This window comes from Phycisphaerae bacterium (assembly GCA_017999985.1).
GTDB lineage: Bacteria > Planctomycetota > Phycisphaerae > UBA1845 > Fen-1342 > JAGNKU01.
Window position 1 is genome coordinate 24,363 of the sequence record JAGNKU010000003.1, and the last position, 24,085, is coordinate 48,447.

Sequence of the window (24,085 nt, forward strand, 5' to 3'; positions counted from 1 at the left end):
GGCGCCGATCAGTCGGTTGCCGTTGGAGGTTGCAGCGTGGCGCGAGGCACAAGACTCCCGTGGGTCCTGGTGGGTGGGCTGCTGGCAAGCCTGATGGCCGGGGGCTGCGCGCCGCCGCCGCCGAGCGAAGACGCGATTCTCTACTACCTGCGGAACGCCCGCGTGCGCGGTCCGGTCCGACGGGCGTGGCCGGCGGGACAGGCGTACTTGGACGGGCTGATGCGGCGCGCGGCGGTGCTGCGGGGCCACCTGGCGCCGCTGCAGGCGCTGCTGAACCCGGAGTCGCTGTGGCTCGCGAGCGACCCGCGCTGGCAGGAGCGCGCGGCGCTGGAGGCGGAGGCGCAGGCACTCGAGAAGCTGCTCTTGCCCGGTGGTGAGCCGCAGCAGGTCCGCAGCAAAGCCGTGGCTGACCTGCAGCAAGCCGTCGCCGCGGTCCCCGACGGTTTGGGGCTGGATGACGCCGCGCGCAAAGCGGAATTCGTGGCCAAGGTGTGGGCGGCGCTGGGGATGGACGATCCGCCCGTTGCGGCGCAGGTGGCGGAGCTGGAGGCGACGGCGCAGCAACGCGTGGCGCTGTATCGCGTGGTGCTGAGCGCGGCGGATGACCTGGACGCGGCGCAACCGGGACTGCGGTTCAAGGACAGCGGGCGGCAGGCCGCGGTGCAGGCGCAGTACGACGCGATCCAGCAGCGGCTGAGCGCGGAGCGCGAGAATTGGTGGTCGCGCGCCGAGGAGACGATGATCGCGGCTGCGAGCGCATTGCGGACGATCAACAAGCGCGAGCGCCGCTGGGACTACGAGCTGCTGAACAACCAGAAGCAGTACTTCGGCGACGAGTTGGAGGCCGCGGCCAAGCAGCTTGTCACGTTGGCTGAGGCCGGCGACGCGAAGGCCAGGGCGCTCGAAGCACGCCGCGCGCAGGCCACGGGACCGGAGAAGACGCAGGTGGAGGTACGGCTCAGCGGCGAGCGCCAATGCGCGGAGGAACTGCATGCGCGGGCGCGGGCGCTGCGGGCGCGTTTGGACGAGATCAAGCAGCGCGTCGCGGAAGCGGGCCGGCAGAGCTGAGCGTGGGCAACGGGGGCCCGCAGGTCTGGTTGGAGTCGCGGCTGCCGGCGCTGGACCGGCGGAGGCGTCACTCAGCGCGGGCGCGCATCGTCAGGACGGCCGCGGCAGTTCGTCGATCTTCGCGGCGAGGATAAAGTCGCTCTCGGTCAGCCCGTCGACCTTGTGCGTCCAGATCTCGACGCCCACCTTGCCCCAGCTCAGGTACAGGTCCGGGTGGTGGCCTTCGTCCTCGGCGAGTTCGCCGACGCTGTTGACGAACGCCAGCGCCGAAACGAAGTCTGGAAAGCTCAGGCTTTTGCTCAGATGATGATTGTGCACCACCTCCCAGCCGCGCAACTGGTCGAGTAGCGGGATGATCTCCGCGTGGGTCAGGGCCGGCACGCCCCCATGGCAGGGCACACAGCGTTTGGCGGTGAGTTCGGACATGGCGGTCTCCCTTCTGCCGGGATTGTAGACACGTGGACGCATGTGTCCGGGGGCGGGGACCGGGGACGCCGCGCAGCGGTTGGTGCCCGCGACGCACGCGGGAGCGAGAACGTGCCGAGTGCCGGGCAGCAGGTCACACGGCTTCCGCCGGCCCGGAGGGCGGTTTTATCGGTCTGCGTTGAATCGCGAAGCGCGACTTTGTAAGATCGAGTCGGCGGCCGGTCGGAGCAGCACGGCAGGCGTGGGGAAGAAGCATTCCTGCCTCGTGCATTGTGTCGCTGAAGGGCGTGGCAGGCTTCCGTGGCTGATGAAACCACGGGCGCGCCGCCGCGACGACACACCCGGACCCGGGTCGCGCTGCACCGCGGACAGAGGAGAGTGGGCGCATGCGGAACACCAACACCGGTTGGGCCAGCCTGATCGCAACGCTCGCAGGCACGGGCGTGGCGCTGGCCGGGCCCCCGCAGTTGGGCCGGTCGGAGCTGATCTCGCCCGCAGGGACGTGGCCGAGTGTCTGGCAGGGGACCGTGGCGTATCTGGAAGGTGCTGGGGGGGCGGTCATGTTCTACGATGGGATCGAATCGGTGCTGGTGTACCCGCTTGCGCTGCACAACTACGAACCGGACAACCGCGGCGGGGTGCTGGCGTGGCGCAATTCGCAAGGTTCGGCGGGCACCAACGAGATCCTGCGTTGGGATGGCGGGCCGGCCATCAACATCTCGAATTCGCCGGGCGTTGTGGATACCGATGTGGCGGTGGCGGAAAACGGTGATGTGTTGTGGGTCCGTGATCACTACTGGCTGATGTGGTACGACGCGTCAGTCGGCCAGGCGTTCAACCTGAACACGCCGGGGATTGCGCCGGCCCCGTATGTCACGGCGACGGGGATGCTGACGTATGCGTATCAGGATCCCGTCACGTTTGAGGTCCAGTATTTCGACGGCACAACCACGCTGACGCTCGGGCTGGGTCTCGGGCAGGGTACGGACTACAAGGCGCGCCCCAGCGCGCACGGGGGTGCGGTGGCGTGGATCGGGCGGGGGGCGGGCGACATCTTCGTGGCGGGCGAGCTGTTCTACTGGAAAGACGGGCTGACGGTGCGGGTCACGAATGACGACGCGCTGGGTGGCCGCTCCGACGACTACCCGAGCCTGTGGTACGACCTGGTGGTGTGGCAGCGCGCGCCCAACGGCGGTACCCAGACGCGGGTGTTCCTCTGGGATGGTGCCGAGGCCGTGGCGTTAACGACGACGCGCAGCTTGTATCCCAGCCTGCACCGCGGCACCGTGGCCTGGGTGGACTACGCCAGCGGGCTGCGGCGGGCGCCGCTCATATCGGACTTCCCGGGAGACTGTAGTCTGGACGGCGTCGTGGATGCGGAGGACTTGGCGCTGTTCGTGGAGTGCTGCACAGGTCCAGGCAACGGGCCAGCGGCGATGGGCTGTGGGTGCAGTGATCTGAACGCGGATGACGATGTCGACTTCGCGGACTTCGCAGGTCTCCAGCGATTACCGGGGCTGCGCGCGGACGCGCCGCACCCTCCGGATGAGTAAGCGCGCCGGATATCGGACGAGGGCGGCAGGCGTCGCGCGGGTCTGAGACGGGGCTGGATCACCGTGGGGGGCGTACCGACCGATGAACACTGTGAGCGCGGACCGTCGTACGCGCGAGGCGTTCCGCCCCGCGCGGGTCTGGCGTACCGGGATGTGGGTCCGAACTGGCCGAATGCGGGAGTACCGCGCGCGATGGCGGAACGAGCGATACAAGTCCTGCTGGTCGGCGCCGACGAAGCGGCGAATCGCCGGATGTGCGACTTGCTCGCCCGGAGCGCGGGGCGGCGCTACGCGGTGGACTGCGTGCCCACGTTCGAGGAGGGTGTCGGGTGGCTGGCACGCCAGGTGCACGACGTGTGTCTGGTGAGCTATCGGCTCGGCCCGCACAACGGGCTGGACTTTCTGCGCGCGGCGGCCGCTCAGCACGGCCGGGCCCCGGTGATCCTGCTGGCGGCGGAGGGCGATCGCGATATCGACGTGGCGGCGATGGCGGCGGGCGCCGCGGACTTCATCGTGGAAGGCCGGGTCGATACCCCGTTGCTGGAGCGCGCGATCCGCTACGCACTCGAGCGCCGGGCGTCGGAGGACCGGCTGCGCGAGCAGGCACTGTTGCTGAAATTCCAGAACATGGAGCTGGAAGCGCAGCGGGCGCAGCTCAAGGCGCAGCAACTCGACCTGCTGGCGAGCAACAGCGCGCTGGAGGAGGCGCGGCAGGCGGCCGAGGCGGCGAGCCGGACAAAGAGCGAGTTCCTGGCGAACATGAGCCACGAGATTCGCACGCCGATGACCTCGATCCTCGGCTTTTCCGATTTGCTCGCGGAGGGCTGCGAGCAGCGTTGTCACTTCGCACGTGAGCAGTTGCCCGCCCTCCTGCAGACGATCCGGCGCAACGGCGAGTACCTGCTGCAGATCATCAACGACATTCTGGACCTGTCGAAGATCGAGGCGGGGCAGATGGTCGTGGAGCGTATCGCCTGCGCGCCGCTGCGGCTGTTGGCGGAGGTGCACGCGCAGCTGGCGGAGCGAGCGGCGAGCAGGGGTCTGACCTTGCAGGTGGAGTGCGAGGGACCACTGCCGGAGTTCATCCAGAGCGATCCGACCCGGCTGCGGCAGATTCTCATCAACCTGGTGGGCAACGCGCTGAAGTTCACCGAGCAGGGCGGGGTGCGCGTCGTGGCGCGGCTGCTGTGCGACGAGGCGGGGCGGGACGACGACACGCCGCTGGCGGGGCGCCTGCAAATCACGGTCTACGACACCGGCATCGGGATGGCGCCAGCGGAACTGGAACGGCTGTTCCGGCCGTTCACGCAGGCGGACTCGTCGACCACCCGCCGGTACGGCGGCACGGGGCTGGGGCTGACGATCAGCCGCCGGCTGGCGCAACTGCTCGGCGGCGACATCACGGTGTCGAGCACGCCGGGGGAGGGGAGCACGTTTCACCTGACCGTGGCCACCGGGTCGCTGGCGGGCGTGCGGCTGCTCGGGGCGGCCGAGTGCGACCCGGCGTCGCCGTCGGAGCAACCCGGACCGCCCGCGGCGCAGGTGCGAGGCCGAGTGCTGTATGCGGAGGATGGCCCGGACAACCAGCGTCTGATCTCCTTTCTGCTGCGGCGGGCGGGTTGCGAGGTCACGACGGTGGAGAATGGGCGGCTGGCGCTGGAGGCGGCCCTGGCGGCGGAGCGGGCGGGCACGCCCTACGACGTCGTGCTCATGGACATGCAAATGCCGCAAATGGACGGCTACACGGCGACGGCCATGCTGCGCGAGCAAGGCTACGGGGGGCGGATCGTGGCGCTGACGGCGCACGCGATGCTCCAGGATCGCGAGAAATGCCTGGCGGCTGGGTGCGACGACTATGCCAGCAAGCCGATCGACCGCGCGACACTGCTGGAGACGGTGCGGCGGAACGTGGAGGCGGCCGCGTTGGGCGGCACGCGGGGGACATAGCAGGCCGCGAGCTGGGTGCGGGGGACTATTCCACGAGGCCGTGTTGGAGCGCGTAGCGGGTCAATTCCGCGTTGTGCCGCAGCCCCAGCTTCTCGAGGATGCGGGTGCGAAACGTGCTGACCGTCTTGACGCTCAGGGCGAGTTCGCGGGCGATGTCGCTGACGCGGTGTCCGCCGGCGAGCAGGCAGAGCACCTGGTATTCGCGGTTCGAGAGGGTTTCGTGCGGCGGCTTGTCGGCGAGCGTGTCGACGTGCGCCGCGAGGCAGGCCGCGGTGCCAGCGGAAATATAGCGCTTGCCGCCCGCGACTATGCGGAGGGCCGTGATCAGCTCGTCGGGCGGATTGCCCTTGTGCACGTAGCCGGCCGCGCCGGACTTGACGGCCCGCACGGCGTACTGCTCCTCCGGGTACATGCTGAGCACGAGCACGGGCAGGTCGGGGTATTCGCGCCGCAATTCCGGCAGGAGCTCCAGGCCGGACATGTCCGGGAGGGCCAGATCCATCAGCACGACGTCCCAGTGTCCGGTGCGTACGGTGCGCAGCAGCTCGGCGCCGGAGCCGGCCTCGCCGGCGACGACGATATCCGGAGTGTCTGCCATGATGCGCTTGACGCCCTCGCGCACGATGGCGTGGTCCTCGGCGATGAGAACGCGGATCATGTCGTGGCCTCCGGGGCGGTGTCCACGAGGGGCATGCGCAGCCGCACGAGCGCACCCCCGCCGGGCGAGTTCCTGACATCCAGTTGCCCGCCCCAACGCAACGCGCGCTCGCGCATGCCGACCAGGCCGTGCGACTCAGCGCCGGCGGCCTGCGGCGCCGTGAGGCCGATCCCGTCGTCCGTGACGGTCATGGTGAGGATGCGCCGGCGCACGCGCAGCGCGACGGCGACGTGCGTGGCTTTGGCGTGGCGGGCGACGTTCGTCAGGCTTTCCTGGAGAATGCGGAAGACGGCGGTGGCCGGGCCCGGGGGCACATGCGTATGTGTCCGCGGCAGGGCGAGTGAGACTTGCAGGCCGGTTCGCTGGCTGAAGTCGCGCACGAACCACTCGAGCGCGGCGACGAGGCCGAGGTCGTCGAGCAGCATCGGGCGCAGGTCGGCGCAGATGCGCCGGACGGCCTGGATCGTCGTGTTGAGCAGGTTGCCCATCGAGACCAGGCGGGTGCAGGCAGCCTCATTCAGGCCGGCGCGTTCCCGCAACCAGTAGACGTCCATGTTCAGCGCGGTCAGCGCCTGTCCGAGCTCATCGTGCAATTCGCGCGCGATGCGGGCCCGTTCTTCTTCACGCACCGTTTGCAGGTGCTGGTTCAGGCGGCGTAGGTCGGCGGCGAGCGCGCGAAAGCGCTGTTCGCTGTTGCGCAGGGCCTCCTCGGCGCGTTTGCGCTCCGTGATGTCCACCATGGTGCCCTGGATGACCGTGAGCCGGCCGCGCGCGTCGGGCACCAGGCTGACGTTCTCGAGGATGTAAATCGGCGTGCCGTCGCGGCGGCGCAGGCACAGCTCGGAGTTCGTCAACTCGCCGGATTGCCGCAGGCGGGCAATGAAGGCCTTGCGGTCCCCGTCGCCGAAGTACAGGTCCTTGGCGGAGCCGGCCATGACCTGCCTGGGGGAGCGGTAGCCAAGCATGGTTGCGAACGAGCGGTTGCATTCGAGGATGCGGCCATCGAGGGTGGTGCGGTAGACGCCGGCCAAGTCGCGTTCGAACACGAGGCGGTAATGCTCATCCGCCGACGCGGACCGGGACGCGGCCGGGCGCGAACGGCTGCGGGGCGCGGCGGGCGCGCGGGCCTTACGTGGACTGGGCATGCTGCTTTCCGCGACTTGCAGTCTGGACTATGTCTACCCATCCCATGATAGGCACTGGGAAGTGTCAAAGCCAACTCGGGCGGGGGGCGGTCTTGCCGCCGACCCCTTCCCGGCGTGGGAAGGGGCCGGCGGGCGGGCGACCGCTCAGCGCTTCAGGAGCACGAAGCGCTGGGAGTCGCCGCTGCGGACACGCAGGAGGATGCCCTTAGACAGGTTGCGGTCGGCGATGGCGGCGCGGAACTCGTTGATGCTGGCGACGCTTTGTCCACCGACGCTGGTGACGACGTCCTGGGGCAGGATCCCGCAGCGCTCGGCGACGCCGCCGGGCTCGACGCTGGTCACCACCACACCTGTGGTCTGGCCGTCGAGCCGGAGCTGGCGCGCCAATTCGGGCGTGAGCGTCTGGACGGTCATGCCCAGGTCTTCGCGCTGACCGTCCGGGCCGCGGGCCATCTGGGCCTGCCCCTCCAGCTCGCCGACCTCGATCGTGAGGGCCTTGCGCTTGCCGTCGCGGAGGATGTCCACTTCGGCACGGGTCCCGGGGGCGGTGGCGGCGACCGCGTTACGCAACTGGTTCATGTCGCCGACCGCCTTGCCATTGAACTTGAGGATGATGTCGCCGGCCTGGAGCCCGGCTTTCTGGGCGGGCCCGTCTGCCGAGACGTCGCCCACCAGCACGCCCTCGGTGCTCTCGAAACCGAAGGACTCCGCCAAGTCCGGCGTGAGGTTCTGGATGGCGACGCCGACCCAGCCGCGGACGACTTTGCCTTTGTCAATGATGCTGTCCATGATCTGGCGCGCCAGGTTCGCGGGGATGGAAAAGCCGACGCCCTGGTAGCCGCCGGTGCGGCTCGCGATGGCCGTGTTGATGCCGATGACCTGGCCGTCGAGATTGACGAGCGGGCCGCCGCTGTTACCGGGGTTGATGGCCGCGTCGGTCTGAATGAAGTCCTCGTAGTCGGTGATGCCCATGTTGGCGCGGCCCTTGGCACTGACGATGCCCGCCGTGACCGTGTGCGCGAGCCCAAAGGGATTGCCGATGGCGAGCACCCACTCGCCGACCCTGATCTGGTCGGAGTCGCCGAGTACGGCGGGCAGCAGCTTATCGGCCTCGATCTTGACGACGGCGAGGTCGGTCTTGGGGTCCGTGCCGACGACCTTGGCTTCGAACACGCGGTTGTCAGAGAGGGTGACCGTGAGCTGGTTCGCGCTGTCGATGACGTGGTTGTTCGTGAGAATGTAGCCGTCCTTCGTCACGATGACGCCGCTGCCGAGGCCGCGCTGCACGTACTCACGGCCAGGGGCTTCACGTGGCAGGCGTTCGCCGAAGAAGCGTTCGAGCAGGTCGTTCGCCGAGTCGTCCTCGAAGGGCAGGCCCGGGAAGCGCTGGTTGACCGGGAGCTTCTTCGTCGAGCGGATGTTCACCACGGAGGGCGTGAGAGCTTTGGTGACGTCCTCAAAAGCGGTGGACAGATCACGTGCTAGCTTGAGCTGCTCGCGGGCGGCGGTGGCCTGGCCGCGCTCGACGGCGTAGGCAACTCGGCTCACGAAGTCGGGCCAGGCCGTTCCGAGCAGAACGGCGCAGCCGGCGACGACCAAAACGTAAATCAGGGCTCTACGGGTTTTCATGATTCTGCTCCTTTATTGCTGATGCATGACTTTGTACGCCGAAACAAGCCAGCCTGTTCGCGCCGGGGAGCAAGACGCGTGCCGCGTGGCGCGGTGGATTACGCCCGCGGCGGCGCGATTTTGACAGGTGGGGCGTGTGTCGGGCGTCGTGGCCGGCCGGCCAAAATGACAGGTGATGCCGCCGCAGACGGAGCGGATGGGCAAGCGAAAAGCTGCGCAGCCCGGGTCGAAGTGGCGGACGTCGGGCGGGCGGACTGCCAAGTTGACCATCCGGCAGTCGCGGCGTCTCAACGGGGGAGTAATTGTAACGCATTGTGCAGAGGAGATTTGCGCCTGTTGCCGCGCATGGCACGCGATTTGCCGTTGCGTCTGGCGGAACGACGCCGAGCGGCGGCGTCGGCGAGTTATAGAAAATCAAGGAGGCAGACCATGTGGCCGGATCGTATGGCGTTGACAGGGCCCTTCGGCGAGCTGCGCCGGGAGATGGACCGCCTGCTCGATAGCTTTGGCGTCACCGGTGCGCCCTGGCGGCAGGCGCAGTTCCCCGCGCTGAACGTGTGGGACAACGGTGAGGCGGTGTTCGTGGAAGCGGAGCTACCCGGCGTGGCGCGCGACGATTTCGAGGTCTACGCCGTCGGGAACGAGTTGACGATCAAGGGACGGCGTCGTGCGCAGGCGAACGAAAAGAAGGTCGCGTATCAGCGGCAGGAGCGCACCTTGGGCGAGTTCGTGCGCATGCTGACGCTGCCGTGCGACGTGGACGCGGACAAGGTCGAGGCCGTGCTGAAGGACGGCGTGCTGACGGTGCAGTTGCCCAAGGCAGCGGCCGCGCGGCCGAAGCGCATCACGGTGAAGACGGCGTAGGGGACATCGGGCGGCGACGCGGAAATCGAAACAAGCATTGGAGGTGTGGTCATGGCCACCGAAACCAGCATCCAGAAGAGTGAAGCGCAGGCGTTGACGCCGGAGCGCGTCCGCGGCGGTCAGACATACGTCCCGGCCGTCGATATCGTGGAGACGGACGGCAAGCTGATGCTGATCGCGGACTTGCCGGGCGTGACGCCCGAGGGCCTGGACGTGCGGTACGAGCGCGGCCAGCTCACGATCAGCGGGCGCGTGACGCCGCGGCAGGATCCGCGGACGAACTACCTGCTGCGGGAGTACGGCATCGGCGATTTCTACCGTGCGTTCGAGGTCGGGCAGGGCATCGACGCGGGCAAGATCGAGGCCGAGCTGCGTGACGGCGTGCTGACGCTGCATCTGCCGATGGTGCAGGAGCTGATGCCGCGTAAGATCGCAGTGAAGGCTGGCTGACGACGCACCATTGTCAGCGTGTTCAAGACAGGCCCCGCTCCGCACCCTGCTGGAAGGGCGGAGCGGGGCGTCGGTTATCCGAAGCGGCCGGTGATGTAGTCTTGGGTGCGGGGGTTGCTCGGGTTGGTGAAGATGTGGGCGGTGTCGTCGACTTCGATCAGTTCGCCGACGTAGAGGAACGCGGTGATGTCGGAGACGCGGGCGGCCTGCTGCATGTTGTGCGTCACGATGATGATCGTGTAGTTGCCGCGCAGCTCGGCCATCAGGTTCTCGATGCGGTCGGTCGCCATGGGGTCGAGTGCGGAGGTGGGCTCATCCATGAGAAGTAGCTCCGGCTCGACCGCCAACGCCCGCGCGATGCACAGGCGCTGCTGCTGGCCGCCGGAGAGACTGAGGGCGCTGTCCGCGAGGCGGTCCTTCACCTCGTCCCAGAGGGCGGCCTTCTGGAGGCTGCGCTCGACGACTTCGGCCAGCTCGCCGCGGCGGACGCCGTGAATGCGCGGGCCGTAGGCGACATTGTCGAAGACCGACTTGGGGAAGGGGTTGGGTTTCTGAAAGACCATGCCGACGCGCTTGCGCAGGAGCGTGACGTCAATCTGGGCGCCGTAGATATCCTCGTCCTCGAGGAGCAGCCGGCCGGTGGTGTGGCAGCCGGGGATGAGGTCGTTCATGCGGTTGATCGCGCGCAGCAGGGTGCTCTTGCCGCAGCCGCTGGGGCCGATGATGGCGGTGATGCGGCCGCGCGGAATCGCGAGTGAGACATCCTTGACCGCGGCGTTTTGTCGATAGAAGACCGAGAAGCGGTCCGCGGTGACGTGCTGCTGCGCGGAGGCGGCGCTTGGCGCGCCGCGGTCGGGCAACGCCGCGCTGGCGGACATCAGCGGGAACGGGCTGCGCAGCATGGGTTCGGCGGGGCTCATGAGCATCCGATTACCTCGACAAGCGGCGCGCGATGCGGGCGCGGGCCACCAGGGCCGCGCCATTGAGGGCCAGCACCAGCGCTAGCAGGGTCAGGACCATGCCGTACTGCACGTGGCGGATTTCATCGACGGCCGCGTGCTCGGTGCACAGGTTGTAGATGTTCCACGGCAGCGCCGGCGTCGGCTGGGTCAGCGTCTCCCAGATGCGGAGCGCAGGGCCGGCGCTGACGGCGGCGGTGAAGATGATCGGGGCGGTTTCGCCCGCGGCGCGGCCCATGCTGATGACGACGCCGGTGAGGATGCCGGGCAGGGCGGCGGGGAACACGACGGTGACGATGGCGTGCCATTTGCTGGCGCCGACGCTAAGGGCGGCCTCCTTGAAGGTGCGGGGCACGGCGCGGAGGGCTTCCTCGGAGGCGCGGATGACCATGGGCAGGATGAGCAGGGCCAGAGTCAATGAGCCGGTCAGGACGCTCTTTGCCGGCGAGACGTGCAGGGCATTGATGAAGAACGCCAGCCCGAACAGGCCGAAGACGATGCTGGGGACGCCGGCCAGCGTGCTGATGCAACTGCGGAGGAGGCTGACGAGCCAGTTTTCGCCGGCGTATTCGACGAGGTAGATGGCCGAGACGATGCCCATGGGAACGGCGAAGAAGATGGCCCCGAGCGTGAGATATAACGTGCCGAGAACCTCCGGCCAGATGCCGCCGAAGAAATGCGCATCGACCGCGGTGTCGAATAGGAAGCGCCAGTAGAACGTGAGCTGGGGGCGCAGCAGATCCGCGAGGTGTGTGGGGAGGTACTCGAAGATCGGCTCGACCGCGGTGCCCTTGAACTCGTTGACGCGCGGGGTGAACACGGGGCGGCCCTGTTGCTGGCCGTCGGGGCCGTAGTCCCAGGTTTGTACATACAGGATCTGCCGGAGCTTGAGCTGCGCGCGGTCCCAGCGCGTCTGGCCGTAGGCGTCACGGACCAGGGCGGGCGGGGGATCGCCGGGAAGTGGGCCGAGTAGGGTGCGCAGGTTGGTCTTCAGGTCGTCCAGCGACTCGCGATAGGCCCGGCGCTGAGCGGCGGGATAGCCGGGCAGCTTCTGCTCGAAGCTCGCCAGTGCGTCGTAGATCGGCTGGCGGGCAGCGGTGGCCGCGGCCACTTCGGCTTCGACGGCCGCCTGGTCGCCGCTGTCGAAATGCGCCCGCATCATCCGGCGATACTCGACGGTGCCGCGGAAGACGAACGCGGTCGCTCCGCGGGCGATGATGGGCGCGAGCAGCACGACGAGCGCCGCTGCGACCAGGACGATCGAGAAGGACCCGAGTCCGGTGAACGAGCGGTCCAGTACTTTGCGTGTTCCGAGGCGCATGTTCTTCAGCCGTGCCTGCGGACGGAGCGCCGGATGACACGCTCACTGACCAGGTTGCAGATGAACGCGATGGTGAGCAGGGCCAGCGCCATCGCGAACAGTACGTGGTAGCGGGCCGAGCCGGTCACGTGGTCGGCCTCGCCCATGTCGCCGGCGATAGTGGCCGTCAGCGTGCGCACCGGCTGCAGCAGGTTGTACCAGGGCTGGGGAATCTGGGCGGCGTTGCCGGAGGCCATCCAGACGACCATCGTTTCGCCGATGGCGCGCATCAGGCCGAGGATAACGGCGGCACAGATGCCGCTGGCGGCAGCGGGGATGACGACGCGAACGAGGACTTCGGCGCGGGTGGCGCCCAGGGCGTAGGCGCCTTCGCGCAGCTCGCGGCCGACGGCCTGCAGGGCGTCCTCGGAGACGCTGGTGATCGTAGGCAAGGCCATGATGCCGAGGATGATGGAGACGTTCAGGGCGTTGGCGCCGCTGGGGACCTGGACCTGCGCCAGGTGTTGCCCAACCCACACGAGCAGAAGCAGGGCGCCGGGGGTGAGCAGGACGGCGACGACCACACGCGCCCAGCTGCTGCCGCGGCCAGGTGCGACGCGCGCGGTGAGCAGGTCGCTCAGGACGAACAGGGCGAGCGCCGCCAGCGGTCCGGCGAGGCACCACCAGCCGATCATCAGGACGGTGCCGCCCCGGCTCTGGAGCAGCGGTGCGAACACGACCAGTGCGAAGAACCCGTAGGCCACCGAGGGAATCGCCGCGAGCACCTCGATGACCGGCTTGACGATCTGCCGGAAACTGAACGGCAGGACGTCGCTCAGGCAGACCGCGCCGAGCACGCCGAGCGGAACCGCGACGAGCGCCGCTCCGAGTGTGACCAGGCCGCTGCCGACAAAGATGGCCAGCGCGCCGAACTCGGCTGGGTCGCGCGACGGATACCAGTGCGTGCTGGTGAAGAACTCGCGCAGGCCGCGGAGCTGAAAGAATGGCACGGCGTCGCGCGCGATGTAGAAGAAGATGAACAGCACGGCCAGCGCGGAGCTGGATGTGATCAGCAGCAGGACGCCATGCCCGGCCAGCGCAACCAGCGCGCGCAGGCGGCTCGCGCGCCTGCTGAGGCGCAGCGGGCGCGGGTGCGCGGTGCGCACCAGCACAGCTCCGGCGGCCTGGGTCGTCACGCGCTGCTACTCTTTGGCGGGGCCGGCCGCGGGCGGATAGCTGGTCAGCGGCACGAAGCCGAGCGCCTCGATGATCTCCTGGCCCTTGGGCGTTAAGTACAGGGTGACGTAAGCGTGCAGGTGGCTGCCGAGCTTCGGGTAGCCGTTGGTGAACATGTACAGCGGCCGGCTGATTGGATACTGGCCGGACAGGCACGTCTCGCGGGTGGGGACGACGTTGCCGATCGTCAGTTCTTTGACGGTGCGATCGACGAAGCCCAGGCCGAGGTAGCCGATGGCGGCGTTGGTGCTCTGGATACGCTGGCGGATGGCGCCGTTGCTGCCGACGTACTCGACGTCCGCGGCCATCTTCTCCTGGTTCATGACGAAGTGGTCGAAGGACTCGTACGTGCCGCTGTTGGTGTCGCGACTGATCTTGACGATCTTCAGATCGGGGCCGCCGACCTGTTTCCAGTTCGTGATCTTGCCGGTGTAGATGTCGCGCACCTGGTCGAGCGTGAGGTTCTTGACGGGATTGCTGGGGTGGACGACGACGGCGATGCAGTCCAGGGCGATCACGTGTGCGATGGGCAGGACGCGCTTGTCGACCGCGGCCTTGAACTCCTCGTCCTTCATGAAGCGCGACATGGTGGCCGCGTCGCAGGTGCTGTTAATCAGGCTCTTCGCGCCGTTGCCGCTGCCCGACTCGCTGACGCTAATCTTCACGTCCTTGTTGGCCGCGAGGTAGTACTCCGCCAGGGCCTTGGCGATCGGGCCCACGGTCGTTGAGCCGTCTACCACCAGCTCGTTCTTGTTGCCGCCGCCATCCTGGGCCGGCGCCGGGGCCGCCATGCAGAACCCGCACACCGTCACCAGGGCCATCGCCGAGCACATGTTTCGCATCATCATCCCTCGACTCCTGTCATCGTGTGCACCCCAGGGGGCGCGCCTGGTCGGCGCACACCGGAGTCATAGCCGTGGCGTGTTAATGCTCGGTTAAGGTCAGGTGACAAATTGGCCAGCGCCGGTCAGGCCGCGTCCTGGGGGATGGTCACCGTCACTTGCGTCCCGGCTCCCGGCCGGCTTTCGAGTTGGACGCGGCCGCGCAGGGCGCCGACGGCATGGCGGACGATGGAGAGTCCGAGGCCCGTGCCGCGTTGCGGTCCGGAGCGGGCGCGCTGCACCTGGTAGAAACGTTCGAAGACGCGCTGCTGGTCTTCGGGCGGGATGCCGCAGCCGTCGTCGGTCACGCGAAAGACCGCCTCGTCGCCGGCGACACGCAGCTCGAGATTCACGTGGCCGCCGGGCTCGGTGAACTTGATGGCGTTGTCGACGAGGTTGTCAATCGCCAGCCGCAGCAGATGAGGGTTCGCGAGCATCGTGCGCGCGTCCGGCGGCACGCGGGTCGCCTGCCAGTGCAGGCTCTTGCGTTCGAGCGCTTCGGCGAAACGGCTCTCCAGATCCTGCAGCCAGCGTTTGCAGTCGAGCGCTTCCGGCTCGAAGCGCTCCGTCGGCGTCTCCAGCCGCGAGAGGTCGAGCAGGTCCGCAACCATCAGTTGCAGCCGCTCGCTGTGGCGATCGATCTTCTCCAGGAACGAGCGTGCGGCAGGTCCCTCGGTGGCGAGGTCCATTGCGAGCAACGTCTCGACGGCGGCGCGGATCGTCGAGAGCGGTGTGCGCAGCTCGTGCGACGCGTTCGCGACGAAGTCCGTCCGCATCTGGAGCAGGCGCTGTACTTCGGTCACGTTGCTCAGCAGCGCGACCCGGCCGACGGGCGCGGCGCCGGCGTCCGCGTTGGGTTCGGCGAGCGTGACCTGCGTGCCGCGCGCGACAAGATGCGCAGTGCCCGCGGGGCTCTCGACTGCGAGGCGGATTTCCACGTCGGGCTCGGGTGCCGCGGCCTCGCGCGGACTAAGCAGTTGCTGCAGCGGGTGGTGCGGAATCACGTTTTCGAGCGGGACGCCGACGAGCTTTCCGCCGGGGCCGGGCTTGAGGTCCAGCATCTGGATCGCCGGCGGGTTGATCAGGGCGATGCGGCCGTCGCTGCCGGTGACGATCACGCCCTCCTGCAGGTGGTCCACGAGAGCCTGCAGCATGTGACGCTGGCGGTCGATGACCTTGAGCTGGCCGGTGAGCCGGCGGCGCAGCGTGTTGAGCGCGGCGGTGACGCCGGTGAACGCGCTGTCATCGCCGACGGCCAAGTGCGCGGACAGGTCGCCGGCCGACAGCGTACGGATCGCGCGGATGGCATGCTTGAGCACACGCCGGCGCAGGCGGATATTGAGGAAGAACAGGGCGAGTAGCAGGGCGGCCACGGTGGCCGCGACCACGCCGATCACCTGCGCGGCGGCGACGGGATCGGCGGTCAGTGTCCAGCGCGGACGCGCCAGCCAGACGACGGCCAACGGCACGTCGTCGTCGGTTCGGACGCGGACGGCGACCATGATGTGCGGGCGGCCTTCATGGCCCCAGGGGCGCGTGTCGGCGCCCCACTCGCCGCCGGGACGAATGGCTTGGCGCACCTCGGGGGTTTCCTGGAAGTCGCTGGTGCGATCGGGTCCGCCAGTGCCGTCGGGTCCAAGCAGGGCGACCTGCACGCCGGCCGCCGTCAGCGTCTGGACGAGTTCGGACACGGCGTGGGACTGCGCGTGTGCCTCGGAAGCGCGGATGACGTCGCGGAGCAGGCGGGCCTGGGTGAGCAGGTCACGCTGGGTCTGCCGGGACTGCTGCTCTTCCTGCGCGCGGCCGAGGAGCCAGATGGCGAGCGCGCACACAACCACACACAGGACGCCCCCGCCGATCAGGAATCTCCACGGCCGGCCGCTGATGGTCGTATCCCGTCTACGTGGCCTCCGGCGCGCTATCCGGCAGCCGGAAAGCATACCCCACGCCCCGGATGGTGTGAATGCAGGGGGCGGCGCTGCCGAGTTTCTTGCGCAGAGCGGCGATGTGCACGTCCATGGCGCGGTTGGTGACGGCGGCGCCCTGGCCGAGGGCGTTGTCGATGAGCTGCTCGCGCGTCAGCACGCGGCCGCGCGCGGCCATCAGCACGGCGAGTATGCGAAACTCGGTGGCGGTAACGTCGAGCGCGCGGCCGTCGACCTGGACCTCGTGGCGCCCGTGGTCGAGCACCAGCGGCCCGGCGCTGAGCACCTCGCGCTTGCCGCTGGCGGTGCGCTGGCGGCGCATGACCGCCGCGACTCGCGCGAGCACGAGCTTCACGGAGAACGGCTTGCGCACGTAATCGTCGGCGCCGAGCGCGAACCCGACCAGCTCGTCCTCGTCCTCGGCCTTGGCGGTCAGCATGATGATCGGCACGCCGGCGGTGCGCGGATCGCGCTTCATCCGCAGCGCGACCTCGTCGCCGGACAAACGCGGCAACATGCGGTCGAGGATCATCAGGTCGGGCGGCTGGCGGCTCGCCTCGGCCAGGGCCTGCTCACCGTCGGTGCTGCGTCGGCAGTGGTAGCCTTCGCGTTCCAGGTGGTAGCAGAGCAGGTCGGCCAGGTCGACCTCGTCCTCGACCACCAGGATGGTTGCGCGGTCGCTCATCGGCAGACTCCGAGGGACTCGAACACGGCCCAGTCTGTCAATAACATGTTACCAGTTGTTCAAGGCCCGATTAAGACCAGGTTAGCCCCCGATTCGCTGCAGGAGTGCCGCGTGACAGAAAACGGGCGTCGCATCTTGGCCCGCCTTGGCTGGGGGCACCGCGGCTTTCGCGTGCGCAGCGGCGGGGCGGCCCTGCTGGCCTTGTGCCTGCTGCTGGCATTGCCGTTCATCGGGGACCAGATCGCGTTTCAGCAGCGCATGCGCTGGCACAACCCGGACCTGCGCGGGTGGCTCGCCAACGCGGTCGAGCTGGCGCAATCCGATGGCCGGACCTTCTATGCCGCGAACCCGTTTTACATCTACCCGCCGTTCTTTCTCACGTTGATCTGGCCGCTGACGAAGCTGCCCGCGGCCGCGGCCGCGGCCGTGTTTGAGACGGCGAAGTGGATTGCGCTGGTCGTGGCTTTGCGCCTGGCGTGGCGGTTGTGCAGTCGGCCGGGCGAGGACCTGCCGCCGATCGTCGCGCTGGGCAGCCTGCTCTGCACGTGGCGGTTCATCGACAACGATTTCGGGATGGGAAACATCAACGTGCTGCTGCTGTGCATGGTGCTGGGCGGGTGCTGGCTGGCGACGCGCGGGCGCTGGTATGCGGCCGGCGCGATAATCGCCGTCGCCGCGGCGGTGAAGCTCACGCCGGCGTTGCTGCTCGTCTACTGGGCGTACAAGGGGTGGTGGCGGACGTGGGTGGGGGCGGCGGCGGGCTTGCTCGTCTGTCTTGTGATCTGGCCGGCGGTGTGGCTGGGTTGGGAGCAGAATCTGCAGTTGCTGGGCGGATGGTACAACGCGGTCGTGGCAGGCTTTGTGACGCAGGGCGCTGTGCGCTCGGAGCACACCAACCAGGCGCTGGTGGGCATTCTCAACCGGCTGTTCGGTCCGACCATCGATGCGGAACGTTATGTGCAGGTGACGTTGATCGAGCTGTCGGCGGCGGCGCGGAACGGCCTGCGCCTCGCGCTCAGCGCCGGCGTGCTGGGCGTGCTGGCGTGGGCTTGTCGCGGGCGCGGCCGTGTGGCGCGGCGACCGCTCGCCCACGCGGCGGAGCTGGGTTTGGTGTTCATTGGGATGCTGCTACTGTCGGGCCTGTCATGGAAGGCGCATTTCGTGACGCTGCTGCTGCCATATTCGGTCTTGCTGACGTATCTCGCGGATGCACGGCATTCGCGGCGAAGGCGTGTGGTCGGCGTGTCGCTGGCGATTTCGTTCGCGCTGTGCACGCTGACAAGTGACATTATCACGCCGGCCGGGGCGAACTACGCCGAGGCGCTGGGCCTGATTGCACTGGGTGCGGTCGCGGCTGGCGCGGGGCTGGTGGCCGTGTGCGGCACGCTGCGCGCGGAGGCGCCAGAGCCGCAAGACGGTGGGTCGATAGCGTGAACGCACGCGACGAGAATGCCTTCGTGGTCGAGCGCTGCACGCCGGCGTACCTTACGCCAGGGCGGAAGGCGGTGCTGCGTGAGCGAGCGGTCGCGGCCGTGGCCGGTCTGGCCGCGTGCACGGCTTGTCCGCGGCACTGCGGCGTCGACCGCACGGCGGGAGAGCTTGGTATTTGCCAGGTAGGTCGTCACGCCCGCGTGAGCTCGGCGTTCGCGCACTTCGGCGAAGAGGGTTGCCTGCGTGGCACGCGCGGCAGCGGGACGATCTTCTTCTCCGGCTGCAACTTGCGCTGCGTATTCTGCCAGAATGCAGACATCAGTCAGACGCTGGACGGGCAGGTCTGCGGGCCCGACGCGATTGCCGACATGATGCTGGCGCTGCAGGACGCGGGCTGTCACAACATCAACTTCGTGACGCCGGAGCATGTCGTGCCGCAAGTCCTGGAAGCACTGGCGGATGCGGTGGGGCTGGGGCTGCACATTCCGATTGTCTATAACACGAGTGCGTACGATGCGCTTGAGTCGCTGCAAATGCTCGACGGGCTCGTGGACATCTACATGCCGGATTTCAAGCTGTGGTCGGACGACGCCGGCGAGCGGTATCTGCACGCGCGCGATTATGCCGCACGTGCGCGCTGCGCGATCGCCGAGATGCACCGGCAGGTCGGGCCGCTGCGGCTCACACGCGACGGCGTAGCGTGTCGCGGCGTGCTGGTGCGGCACTTGGTCATGCCGGGGTTGCTGGCGGAGAGCGCGGCGATTTTCCGCTGGTTGGCGGACGAGGTCTCGCCGGATACGTATGTGAACATCATGGCCCAGTACCGGCCGGCGAACCTGGTCGGACGGCGCGAATCCGACGGCACCGACGTGCGGTTCGCGGAGGTCAATCGCCGCGTGACGGCCCAGGAGATGACGGGGGCGTATCGCCTGGCGCGAGCGGCGGGTTTGTGGCGTTTCGATTGAACGGACTGACGGCCGGGGTGAAACGTGTGACCGGGTCCTGCCGGTAGTATAGGCGGAACTGTTCGTAGAGGTCCGGGTGGCGGCGTTGGAGGGGGATCGGCAGTTCGAAAAACGCCTCCGTGACGACGGCGAAGAACTCCGCCGGGCTCGTGGCACCATAGGGGTTGATCAGCGTCGGCCGACCGTGCCGCAGGTCGTCAACGAGGCGCTCGTACTCGCCGCCGAGCACGCGCTGCCAGTCCGCGTACATGGATCGCTTGGGCAGCGCCGGCGCACCCTCGACCGCCCCGGACTCACTGTCGAGTTGGTGGGCGAACTCGTGCAGGACGACGTTGCGGCCGTCGGCGGGCCGATCGGCGCCGGCGCGGACGTCTGTCCACGACAGCACGACGGGGCCACGGTACCACGACTCGCCCGCCCGCCCGGTCACGCCCTCGGCCACCACGCCGCCGGGCAGGCGCTGCGTCGTTTCGGCGTAGTAGCGGTCCGGGTAGATCAGGATCGTGTCCGTCTTGGGGAAGTAGTCCGTGTCGCGATTCAGCAGCAGCAGCGCGGCCTGCGCACCGATCATGACGCGCATCTCATCGGTAACTTCAACGCCGCCACAGCCTTCAAAACGCTTCTCAGCGAGCAGCACCTGTATGTGTCCGCGCAGCTCGGCCTGGTCGTCGGGCGTAAGCCGATGGTAGTAGGGCACACGCTGCGCCAGCACGGCCAGCCAACCGGGCGGCAACGGCTGGGCCCGCAGGCGACGACGGCGACGGCGCTTGAACCCGAACATGCGCGTATGATCTCCAGTCAGCGCGGGCGGCTATTCGAACTCGCCCGGCGGCAGGCCCTCCGCGATGTCGGCCAGCGTCGCGCGGTCGCGAATGGTGATGCTCTGGGCGTCCGGCAGATCGATCAGGCCGATTTCCGCGAGGCGGCGCAGCGTGCGCGAGAGCGTCTCGCTCGTGACGTTCAGGTGGCTCGCGAGGTCCTTCTTCAACACCGGCAGCGTGAACGTGCCACCCGTGACCGAACCGTCGACCCGCAGGAGGTAGCCCGCGACCCGGCCGAGCGCGTCGCGCAACACGATATCTTCCATCAGGCCGATGAGCTGCCGTACCCAGTGCGCCATGCCCTCGAGAAACTGGACGCACAATTCGTGGTTCGTCGCCAGCAGCCGGCGAAAAGTCTCCGCCGGCAGAAGCACGCACTCCGTGTCTTCCAGCGCCTCCGCGTGCGCGGGGCATTGAAAGCGACCGATGACGGCGATTTCGGCGAACGTCTTGCCGGGCTCGGCGAAGTGCAGGACGTGGTCTTTGCCGCTGGGAGCGAGCTTGTAGACGCGGACGACGCCCGTGCCGACGCAATACAGGCCAGGGCAATCGTCGCCCTGGCGGAAGATCTGGGTGCCCTTTTTGAACCGGACCAGGCGCGCCTGTCCGCTGAGCAGGACGAGGGAATCTTCCGTTAACTTGTTGAACAGGCGGCACTTGCGAATGATGTCGTGCACGACGGGGTTCATCGAATGGCGGCCTCAGCAGGAAAATTAGTACTAATTTGATCCAGATCAAGGTCTGGTGGCGTGCATTGTCCGAAACTATGCCTCGACGGGCAAGCGGTGACGCCGCACCCGTCACGGCGAGGATTGGCGATGCTGCGAGACGTGGTCCTGATCGAAGAAGAGCTGTGCGACGGCTGCGGGCAATGCGTGCCGGCGTGCGAGGAGGGCGCGCTGCAGATCGTGAACGGCAAGGCACGGCTGGTCGCGGATCGGTTGTGCGATGGGCTGGGGGCCTGCCTGGGGCACTGCCCGCGCGGGGCGATTCGGATCGAGAAGCGCGAGAGCGAAGCGTTTGACGCGGCGGCCGTGGCGGCGCGACAGCGCGCTGTGCAGCACGCGCCGGCGTCGCGGCCGCAACACAGCGGCTGCCCTGGAACGCGTTTCGCCCAGTTTGAACGCCGGTCGGAGCGCGTGCCCGCCAACGCGGCGGAGCAACCATCCGAGTTGACCCACTGGCCGGTGCAGTTGCGGCTGTTGTCGCCCGCGGCGCCCGTGCTGCGTGGAGCGAAGCTGCTGGTGGCCGCGGACTGCGTGCCCGTGGCGTACGCGGATTTCCACCGGCGGTTTCTGCGGGACCATGCGGTGGCGATTGCGTGCCCGAAGCTGGACGACACGCGGGGATACGTGGAGAAGCTGGCGGAGATGATCGCGGCCAACGAGCTCGCCGGAATCACGGTGGTGCATATGGAAGTGCCGTGCTGTACGGGTATCCTACAGGCGGTGCTCGAGGCACGGCGGTTGGCGGGCAGCACGCTGCCGATCCGGGACGTGGTCATCACGACGCGTGGCGCGATCGGCGCGCAACGCGAAATACCCGCCGACGGCGGCGCATTTCAGGAAACCACTCCGGCCTGCGGCCGGGACACTCACTAACAAGGAGCAACGCGCATGTTCTGTAACCAGTGTGAACAAACGGCCCGCGGCAAGGGGTGCACCGAGATCGGCGTGTGCGGCAAAGACGCCGACATGCAGTCGCTGCAGGAGATCCTGCTGTACGGGCTGAAGGGGATGGCCGCTTACGCGCATCACGCGCGGCGCCTGGGCATGGTCGATGAAGCGGTGGACGCGTTCACCGAAGAAGCCCTGTTCGCCACGGTCACGAATGTCAACTTCGACATGAGCAGCCTGCTGGAGCTGGTGCTCGAATGCGGGCGCCAGAACCTGCGCGTCATGCAGATGCTGGACGAGGGGCACGTGAAGCGTTTCGGTACGCCGTCGCCGACGACGGTCTACGAGGGCACGAAGGCCGGCCCGGGGATCCTCGTCACCGGGCATGATATGGTGGACCTGGACGACCTGCTGAGGCAGACCGCCGGCACGGGTGTAAACGTGTATACGCACGGCGAGATGCTCCCGGCGCACATGTACCCGGAATTGCGGAAGTACCCGCACCTGGCCGGGCACTTCGGCGGGGCGTGGCAGAAGCAGAAGCGCGAGTTCGTCGATTTCACCGGCGCGATCCTGGCGACGACGAATTGCGTGCTGATCCCGCGCGAGGAGTACAAGGATCGGCTGTTCACCACACGCGTCACGGCGGTGCCGGGCGGCACGCGGCTGACGAGCAACGACTTCTCGGCGGTCATCGAATGCGCGAAGCGCTGCACGCCGCTGAAGAACGTGCCGACGCGCGAATCCACCATCGGGTTCCACCAGTCGGTGATTCTCGGGCTGGCGGATAAGATCGTGGCGGCGGTGAAGGCCGGTAAGCTGAAGCACTTTTTCCTGATCGGCGGCTGCGACGGCGCGGAGGTCGGCCGCAACTACTTCTCCGATTACGCGAACGCGACGCCGCCGGACAGCCTGATTCTGACGCTGGGCTGCGGCAAGTACCGGATTCGCGAGCACGACTTCGGCACGTTCCAGCTTGACGGTGTCGGGCCGATCCCGCGGTTGCTCGACATGGGGCAGTGCAATAACGCCTACAGCGCGATCCAGGTCGCGGTCGCGCTGTCGAAGGCATTCAATTGCGGTGTGAACGACTTGCCGCTGACGATCGTGCTGTCGTGGTTCGAGCAGAAGGCGGTGGCGGTGCTCCTGACGCTGCTCGCCCTGGGCGTGAAGGGCATTCGCATTGGTCCGGCGGCGCCGGCGTTCGTGTCGCCGAACGTGTTCCGCATCCTGCAGGACAAGTACGATCTGAAGCTGACCAGCAACAAGACGCCACTGGCGGACCTCCAGGAGGCGCTGGCACCCGTGGCGTAGTGACCGGCGCGGCACTGGCCAGGACGAGTTCCATGAGCACTCCCGCGTTCGACGACCGGGCCGACTGCTACGATGCCCTGATCGACTGGCCGAAACGGCTGGCCAACGAGGAGCCGTTTTACCGCGGGCTGTTCGAGCGCAACGGCGTACGCCGGGTGCTCGACGCAGCCTGCGGCACCGGCCGGCACGCGGCCATGTTCCGCTCGTGGGGTTGCGCAGTCGAAGGCGCCGACCTCAGTCCCGCGATGATCGCGCAATGCCAGCGGCAGTTTGGCGAATCGCCGACGCTGCGCTGGGTCGTGCGGCCGTTCGATCAACCGGTCGAGGCCGCCGGCTTTTTCGATGCTGCGATCTGTGTCGGCAATTCGCTGGCGCTGGCCGCCGACATCGCCACGGCCGAGCGCGCGGTCCGGCAGATGCTCAGCGCGGTGCGGCCCGGCGGCGTGTGCGTGCTCCAAGTGCTGAACCTCTGGCATCTGCCGGATGGGCCGACGGTGTGGCAGAAGTGCAAGCGCGTGCCGATCGACGGCGTGGACCACGTGCTCGTCAAGGGCGTGCACCGCGCGGGCAACCGGGGGTTCGTTGACCTGGTCGATCTGACGCTGATGCCGGACGGAGTGGTGCCGCGCTACGACTGCCCGACGTTTCTGGGGCTCGAAGCGGCGGACGTAGTGCGCATGGCGGGGCAGGCCGGCGCGCGAGAGGTGCGGTGCTACGGCGGCTATCGCGGCGCTGCATACGAGCGCGACCGGAGCACGGATCTCATCGTGGTGGCGGAGCGATGAGCAGGTTGGTTGCGGCCGGGGCAGCAGCGCGCACCGGGCGCACGCTGCGACGTGACCTGCGCACGCTGGCCACGTTTGTCCGCGTGTACTGCCACAGCCAACACCGCGCTGCCGAACGTGTGCCCGTCGAGTTAAGGACCATCGAACTGGCAGCGCTGTGTGGCCGGCCCGTGGAGTTGTGCAGGGTCTGCCGCAAGCTGCTGCAGCATGCGGTGGTGATGCGGCTGCGCTGCCCGTATAACCAGAAACCGATTTGCAGGAAATGTCCGACGCACTGCTACGCGCCGGAGTACCGCGCGCAGATTCGAGCGGTCATGCGATACGCGGGCATACGGTTGATGCTTAAGGGGCGACTGCACTATGCCTTGCACCTGTTCACCTGAGTCGCCCGAAAGCGCGCACGACGGAGCGGCCGCAAACTTGATTT

23 protein-coding genes are annotated in these 24,085 nt (G+C 68.0%); 11 read left to right on the forward strand and 12 right to left on the reverse strand.

Annotated features, from left to right (window positions below):
* The first annotated feature begins 36 nt into the window (after positions 1-36).
* Entirely contained in the window at positions 37-1,068 is a 1,032-nt protein-coding gene (locus KA383_05310; protein ID MBP7745529.1) for a hypothetical protein, read from the forward strand.
* A gap of 90 nt (positions 1,069-1,158) precedes the next feature.
* On the opposite strand, the gene KA383_05315 is transcribed toward KA383_05310, so the two are convergent.
* A complete protein-coding gene (locus tag KA383_05315) occupies positions 1,159-1,494 on the reverse strand; it encodes a 4a-hydroxytetrahydrobiopterin dehydratase (GenBank protein MBP7745530.1) in 336 nt (111 codons plus the stop codon).
* A 386-nt stretch (positions 1,495-1,880) separates the two neighbouring features.
* On the opposite strand from KA383_05315, the gene KA383_05320 reads away from it, so the two are divergent.
* Together KA383_05320 and KA383_05325 are read left to right on the forward strand one after the other, a co-directional pair.
* Complete coding sequence (locus KA383_05320) at positions 1,881-3,047, forward strand: hypothetical protein (protein MBP7745531.1); 1,167 nt, start codon at positions 1,881-1,883, stop codon at positions 3,045-3,047.
* A gap of 192 nt (positions 3,048-3,239) precedes the next feature.
* Complete coding sequence (locus tag KA383_05325; protein ID MBP7745532.1) at positions 3,240-4,994, forward strand: response regulator; 1,755 nt, start codon at positions 3,240-3,242, stop codon at positions 4,992-4,994.
* Positions 4,995-5,019: 25 nt separating this feature from the next.
* On the opposite strand, the gene KA383_05330 is transcribed toward KA383_05325, so the two are convergent.
* The 3 genes from KA383_05330 to KA383_05340 form a co-directional block, all read right to left on the reverse strand.
* On the reverse strand, positions 5,020-5,652 hold the full coding sequence (locus KA383_05330) for a response regulator transcription factor (GenBank protein MBP7745533.1): 633 nt from the start codon (positions 5,650-5,652) through the stop codon (positions 5,020-5,022).
* Positions 5,649-6,797, reverse strand: a complete 1,149-nt coding sequence (locus KA383_05335) for a PAS domain S-box protein (protein MBP7745534.1) — start codon at positions 6,795-6,797, stop codon at positions 5,649-5,651. Before KA383_05335 ends, KA383_05330 begins: the two co-directional genes overlap by 4 nt.
* A 144-nt stretch (positions 6,798-6,941) precedes the next feature.
* Positions 6,942-8,426, reverse strand: coding sequence for a DegQ family serine endoprotease (locus tag KA383_05340; GenBank protein MBP7745535.1), 1,485 nt, complete (start codon positions 8,424-8,426; stop codon positions 6,942-6,944).
* A 429-nt stretch (positions 8,427-8,855) separates the two neighbouring features.
* Here KA383_05340 and KA383_05345 point away from each other — a divergent pair, with 429 nt between their 5' ends.
* Positions 8,856-9,290: an Hsp20/alpha crystallin family protein gene (locus tag KA383_05345; protein MBP7745536.1), complete on the forward strand. Its 435-nt coding sequence runs from the start codon at positions 8,856-8,858 to the stop codon at positions 9,288-9,290.
* 51 nt (positions 9,291-9,341) lie between these two features.
* The gene (locus KA383_05350) at positions 9,342-9,740 is read left to right on the forward strand and encodes an Hsp20/alpha crystallin family protein (protein MBP7745537.1); all 399 of its coding nucleotides are present in this window, start codon (positions 9,342-9,344) and stop codon (positions 9,738-9,740) included.
* Positions 9,741-9,814: 74 nt separating this feature from the next.
* Here the strand turns inward: KA383_05350 and KA383_05355 are convergent, their stop codons facing one another.
* The 6 genes from KA383_05355 to KA383_05380 form a co-directional block, all read right to left on the reverse strand.
* Positions 9,815-10,618, reverse strand: coding sequence for a phosphate ABC transporter ATP-binding protein (locus tag KA383_05355; protein ID MBP7745538.1), 804 nt, complete (start codon positions 10,616-10,618; stop codon positions 9,815-9,817).
* Between the two features lie 52 nt (positions 10,619-10,670).
* The gene (gene pstA / locus KA383_05360; protein MBP7745539.1) at positions 10,671-12,020 is read right to left on the reverse strand and encodes a phosphate ABC transporter permease PstA; all 1,350 of its coding nucleotides are present in this window, start codon (positions 12,018-12,020) and stop codon (positions 10,671-10,673) included.
* A gap of 5 nt (positions 12,021-12,025) precedes the next feature.
* On the reverse strand, positions 12,026-13,171 hold the full coding sequence (locus KA383_05365) for a phosphate ABC transporter permease subunit PstC (GenBank protein ID MBP7745540.1): 1,146 nt from the start codon (positions 13,169-13,171) through the stop codon (positions 12,026-12,028).
* A 30-nt stretch (positions 13,172-13,201) separates the two neighbouring features.
* Positions 13,202-14,077 carry a phosphate ABC transporter substrate-binding protein gene (locus tag KA383_05370; protein ID MBP7745541.1) on the reverse strand — a complete coding sequence of 292 codons (876 nt, stop codon included), beginning with the start codon at positions 14,075-14,077 and terminating at the stop codon, positions 13,202-13,204.
* Positions 14,078-14,202: 125 nt separating this feature from the next.
* Positions 14,203-15,948 carry a PAS domain-containing protein gene (locus tag KA383_05375; GenBank protein MBP7745542.1) on the reverse strand — a complete coding sequence of 582 codons (1,746 nt, stop codon included), beginning with the start codon at positions 15,946-15,948 and terminating at the stop codon, positions 14,203-14,205.
* A gap of 67 nt (positions 15,949-16,015) precedes the next feature.
* Positions 16,016-16,726 carry a response regulator transcription factor gene (locus KA383_05380; protein ID MBP7745543.1) on the reverse strand — a complete coding sequence of 237 codons (711 nt, stop codon included), beginning with the start codon at positions 16,724-16,726 and terminating at the stop codon, positions 16,016-16,018.
* A 111-nt stretch (positions 16,727-16,837) separates the two neighbouring features.
* Here KA383_05380 and KA383_05385 point away from each other — a divergent pair, with 111 nt between their 5' ends.
* A complete protein-coding gene (locus tag KA383_05385; GenBank protein MBP7745544.1) occupies positions 16,838-18,160 on the forward strand; it encodes a DUF2029 domain-containing protein in 1,323 nt (440 codons plus the stop codon).
* A 23-nt stretch (positions 18,161-18,183) separates the two neighbouring features.
* On the forward strand, positions 18,184-19,122 hold the full coding sequence (locus KA383_05390) for a radical SAM protein (protein ID MBP7745545.1): 939 nt from the start codon (positions 18,184-18,186) through the stop codon (positions 19,120-19,122).
* Here the strand turns inward: KA383_05390 and KA383_05395 are convergent.
* Both KA383_05395 and KA383_05400 read right to left on the reverse strand, forming a co-directional pair.
* The gene (locus KA383_05395; protein MBP7745546.1) at positions 19,043-19,903 is read right to left on the reverse strand and encodes a zinc-dependent peptidase; all 861 of its coding nucleotides are present in this window, start codon (positions 19,901-19,903) and stop codon (positions 19,043-19,045) included. The two genes, KA383_05390 and KA383_05395, sit on opposite strands and share 80 nt — an antisense overlap.
* Before the next feature lie 30 nt (positions 19,904-19,933).
* Positions 19,934-20,632 (reverse strand): Crp/Fnr family transcriptional regulator, encoded by a 699-nt coding sequence (locus tag KA383_05400; GenBank protein MBP7745547.1) that lies wholly within the window; start codon positions 20,630-20,632, stop codon positions 19,934-19,936.
* A gap of 129 nt (positions 20,633-20,761) precedes the next feature.
* On the opposite strand from KA383_05400, the gene KA383_05405 reads away from it, so the two are divergent.
* Genes KA383_05405 through KA383_05420 form a run of 4 tightly spaced genes read left to right on the forward strand, consistent with a single transcriptional unit; the run spans position 20,762 to position 24,041 of the window.
* Positions 20,762-21,544, forward strand: coding sequence for a 4Fe-4S binding protein (locus KA383_05405; protein ID MBP7745548.1), 783 nt, complete (start codon positions 20,762-20,764; stop codon positions 21,542-21,544).
* A gap of 15 nt (positions 21,545-21,559) precedes the next feature.
* Positions 21,560-22,873 (forward strand): hydroxylamine reductase, encoded by a 1,314-nt coding sequence (gene hcp / locus KA383_05410; protein MBP7745549.1) that lies wholly within the window; start codon positions 21,560-21,562, stop codon positions 22,871-22,873.
* A 32-nt stretch (positions 22,874-22,905) separates the two neighbouring features.
* Complete coding sequence (locus tag KA383_05415) at positions 22,906-23,658, forward strand: class I SAM-dependent methyltransferase (protein ID MBP7745550.1); 753 nt, start codon at positions 22,906-22,908, stop codon at positions 23,656-23,658.
* The gene (locus tag KA383_05420; GenBank protein MBP7745551.1) at positions 23,655-24,041 is read left to right on the forward strand and encodes a nitrous oxide-stimulated promoter family protein; all 387 of its coding nucleotides are present in this window, start codon (positions 23,655-23,657) and stop codon (positions 24,039-24,041) included. Before KA383_05415 ends, KA383_05420 begins: the two co-directional genes overlap by 4 nt.
* Positions 24,042-24,085 lie beyond the last annotated feature (44 nt).

Excerpts from the sequence above, each read along its gene's own strand:
- KA383_05315 (MBP7745530.1), bottom strand. The coding sequence starts at position 1,494 with ATGTCCGAACTCACCGCCAAACGCTGTGTGCCCTGCCATGGGGGCGTG.
- KA383_05320 (MBP7745531.1), top strand. The coding sequence starts at position 1,881 with ATGCGGAACACCAACACCGGTTGGGCCAGCCTGATCGCAACGCTCGCA.
- KA383_05325 (MBP7745532.1), top strand. The coding sequence starts at position 3,240 with ATGGCGGAACGAGCGATACAAGTCCTGCTGGTCGGCGCCGACGAAGCG.
- KA383_05330 (MBP7745533.1), bottom strand. The coding sequence starts at position 5,652 with ATGATCCGCGTTCTCATCGCCGAGGACCACGCCATCGTGCGCGAGGGC.
- KA383_05335 (MBP7745534.1), bottom strand. The coding sequence starts at position 6,797 with ATGCCCAGTCCACGTAAGGCCCGCGCGCCCGCCGCGCCCCGCAGCCGT.
- KA383_05340 (MBP7745535.1), bottom strand. The coding sequence starts at position 8,426 with ATGAAAACCCGTAGAGCCCTGATTTACGTTTTGGTCGTCGCCGGCTGC.
- KA383_05345 (MBP7745536.1), top strand. The coding sequence starts at position 8,856 with ATGTGGCCGGATCGTATGGCGTTGACAGGGCCCTTCGGCGAGCTGCGC.
- KA383_05350 (MBP7745537.1), top strand. The coding sequence starts at position 9,342 with ATGGCCACCGAAACCAGCATCCAGAAGAGTGAAGCGCAGGCGTTGACG.
- KA383_05355 (MBP7745538.1), bottom strand. The coding sequence starts at position 10,618 with ATGTCCGCCAGCGCGGCGTTGCCCGACCGCGGCGCGCCAAGCGCCGCC.
- pstA (MBP7745539.1), bottom strand. The coding sequence starts at position 12,020 with ATGCGCCTCGGAACACGCAAAGTACTGGACCGCTCGTTCACCGGACTC.
- KA383_05370 (MBP7745541.1), bottom strand. The coding sequence starts at position 14,077 with ATGCGAAACATGTGCTCGGCGATGGCCCTGGTGACGGTGTGCGGGTTC.
- KA383_05380 (MBP7745543.1), bottom strand. The coding sequence starts at position 16,726 with ATGAGCGACCGCGCAACCATCCTGGTGGTCGAGGACGAGGTCGACCTG.
- KA383_05395 (MBP7745546.1), bottom strand. The coding sequence starts at position 19,903 with ATGTTCGGGTTCAAGCGCCGTCGCCGTCGTCGCCTGCGGGCCCAGCCG.
- KA383_05400 (MBP7745547.1), bottom strand. The coding sequence starts at position 20,632 with ATGAACCCCGTCGTGCACGACATCATTCGCAAGTGCCGCCTGTTCAAC.
- KA383_05405 (MBP7745548.1), top strand. The coding sequence starts at position 20,762 with ATGCTGCGAGACGTGGTCCTGATCGAAGAAGAGCTGTGCGACGGCTGC.
- hcp (MBP7745549.1), top strand. The coding sequence starts at position 21,560 with ATGTTCTGTAACCAGTGTGAACAAACGGCCCGCGGCAAGGGGTGCACC.
- KA383_05415 (MBP7745550.1), top strand. The coding sequence starts at position 22,906 with ATGAGCACTCCCGCGTTCGACGACCGGGCCGACTGCTACGATGCCCTG.
- KA383_05420 (MBP7745551.1), top strand. The coding sequence starts at position 23,655 with ATGAGCAGGTTGGTTGCGGCCGGGGCAGCAGCGCGCACCGGGCGCACG.